This window comes from Pseudoalteromonas sp. BZA4 (assembly GCF_040104395.1).
In the GTDB taxonomy this organism is placed as follows: domain Bacteria; phylum Pseudomonadota; class Gammaproteobacteria; order Enterobacterales; family Alteromonadaceae; genus Pseudoalteromonas.
On sequence record NZ_JBECOT010000129.1, the window covers coordinates 1 to 2,246 of the forward strand.

Annotated in this window: 2 protein-coding genes and 1 pseudogene; 2 read left to right on the top strand and 1 reads right to left on the bottom strand. The window is 34.6% G+C overall.

Annotated elements, in window-relative coordinates:
- Nucleotides 1–284: 284 nt before the first annotated feature.
- The gene (locus ABMY41_RS21635) at nt 285–914 is read left to right on the top strand and encodes a hypothetical protein (RefSeq protein WP_349276240.1); all 630 of its coding nucleotides are present in this window, start codon (nt 285–287) and stop codon (nt 912–914) included.
- 179 nt (nt 915–1,093) lie between these two features.
- On the opposite strand, the gene ABMY41_RS21640 is transcribed toward ABMY41_RS21635, so the two are convergent.
- On the bottom strand, nt 1,094–1,603 hold the full coding sequence (locus ABMY41_RS21640) for a LuxR C-terminal-related transcriptional regulator (protein WP_289098146.1): 510 nt from the start codon (nt 1,601–1,603) through the stop codon (nt 1,094–1,096).
- 218 nt (nt 1,604–1,821) lie between these two features.
- Between ABMY41_RS21640 and ABMY41_RS21645 the strand changes: the two are divergent.
- Nucleotides 1,822–2,246 (top strand): annotated as a pseudogene (locus tag ABMY41_RS21645) (hypothetical protein); the annotation flags it as partial.

Genomic DNA, 2,246 nt, shown 5'->3' on the forward strand with positions numbered 1-2,246 from the left:
ACAATCGCCAACTGGTTGAAGCGATGATCAAAGTGAAGGCGCTAAATAAGATCAACACCCTTGGTCTGCCTAAATATCAGTAAGTTAAGTGAGTTTATTAGAGAGCTGCATTTGATCAACAAGGCCATAATGAATCTACAGCAAAGCTATTAATCACCCTGGAACACAACGAAAATAGAAATTTAGTAAATGCTTTAAAGCTTTGTATTTTTGCCGCATTAAGACCTCAGTGCGCTTGCACATTAAAGAGCAGCTATTTAGATAATTTAGATGATCCGAAGGTTTTGATAATACCAGGTAGCACCACAACAGAAAGAGGGCCAACAAAAAACCAACAAGAACAGAAAATAATATTAACCAGTGAAATGATAAAAGCCATAAAAGATCAATTAGCATATTCAAAAAGAGTATATGGTGAGATAAAAGAGTACTTGTTTGTAAGCATACGAAATCCTGAAAATCATTTACCATACAATACGCTTAGGGAGTTCATGCAGAAAAATGCACCTAAGAATATGGATAAGGCAAACCCTTATAAAATTAACAAGAAAGGCTCTAAAGGTTCTTGCTTAACTATGTTTAGAAAACTTGCTAAAACAAATGTAATGGTTGCATTAACAAATAATTATTCAACACTAACGGAAGCTGAAATTGACTCAAAAGAAATATTACACCACATAAGTAACTCTGAGAAAAAGCCATCAACAGAAGAAAAAAATGAAGCTGAAGCAAATAGAATGCTGCATATTTTACATACAAATCATGACCGCTCCGGAAGGCATTACACTTCCGCAGAGGAGCAACACGGGACGTACTCAAAAGAATCAAACAATTTATTCATGATGCATGAAAATGCAATCCTTGAAGCTATGAATAAAATAAAGAAAAGTAATGAAGAATATCAAACCATCTAAATCTGGCGCATTATCTAACTCGTTATTGGACAAAAACGTTTCAGAGGCGAATTGCGGCTCTTTGTCAAAAACGGCCATTATTTCAAGTTAAGCCTATGCCTTTTAGATTATTCAACTTTACATAAGCTAAAGTGTTCTTATCTTCTAGATAATAGTAGGTAAGATAAAGGATGACTACTCTACTCTAGTGTACTGTCTGGCTCCATGAAGTCTTCTAAAAACCAAGCTGAAAACTCATGCCGACCCTCTACATCCGCTTTGACATATATACTAGAAGCCTGCTGACGAACTGTTTTTTCTTTGGTATCTCTTACACCACTAATTTCTCTAAAACTCAATCCCTTCAGCATTAACATAGCAACTTCTTGTTCACTTTTTGTCAGTCTCCACTGATTAAACTGTTCATTTATGACTTCACTGTACTTTATACGAGCGTGCTTCATTTCTTCCGAAATATTTTTTAGTTGAATGCCCGATTTATCTAATTCACTTTTCAACTGTTTAATACGCTTTGTGCGGTTTGAAATATCTCGAACCAAAAAAACAAAACCAATCGCTGAAGCTAAAACAATCAAGCTTTCTTCGACAATATGCCAAGTTGGAACACCTAAAGAAATATCAGTAATTACATCAAAAAAATTGAGTACCATTATTATAGCTAGAAGCACCGCTATCGATTTATCTTTCATTTAAAATCAACCAGTTAAAAAGCATATGGGACATTTGTCTCATAAATCTACAACACATGCCTGACGTAAAAACTAAACATTATTTGTAAGGTAAGTTCACTTTAAAAACAATTCAAGGCAACTATCCCAGTTAGCCTAACAAGAGTCAGTAACAAATGATAGCAACCTCATATCGATTATTCTCATTAATAGCGTCAATGTTGTTAACCGTTTTAAGCATGCATATTCAAGCTGAACAAGTCACCAATTCAGTGATCGCCACTTCACAATTGGGAAGCTTTAAACATCAGTTCAAAACCGTACATCAGGTTGACAGTATGGAGATAGAGCAAGTGCTTGGAGAGGTATCCTTTAAACCTAAATCCAGTTTCAAAGTACAACTGCCTTTTACACCGCAACAAATATCTTTTTTATACAATCCGGGTGTTAAGGTAAGTAAAGGACAAAAAGTAGCTAGGATAGAAGGGCCAGAAGTACATCACTTTTTAGAAGAAATAGATGCCAGTAAATCAATATTTTTAAAAAGTAAGAAGCATCTTGAGTCTGTTAAAAATTATGCAAATTCGAAAACGATAAAAAGTGCTGAATGGTTAGACATCAACAAAACCTATCTTCAAGCAAAGTTAAGTTTTGAACACTTAAG

What these genes read in the sequence shown, in the direction of transcription:
- ABMY41_RS21640 (WP_289098146.1), bottom strand. Translation starts at nt 1,603, where the DNA reads ATGAAAGATAAATCGATAGCGGTGCTTCTAGCTATAATAATGGTACTC.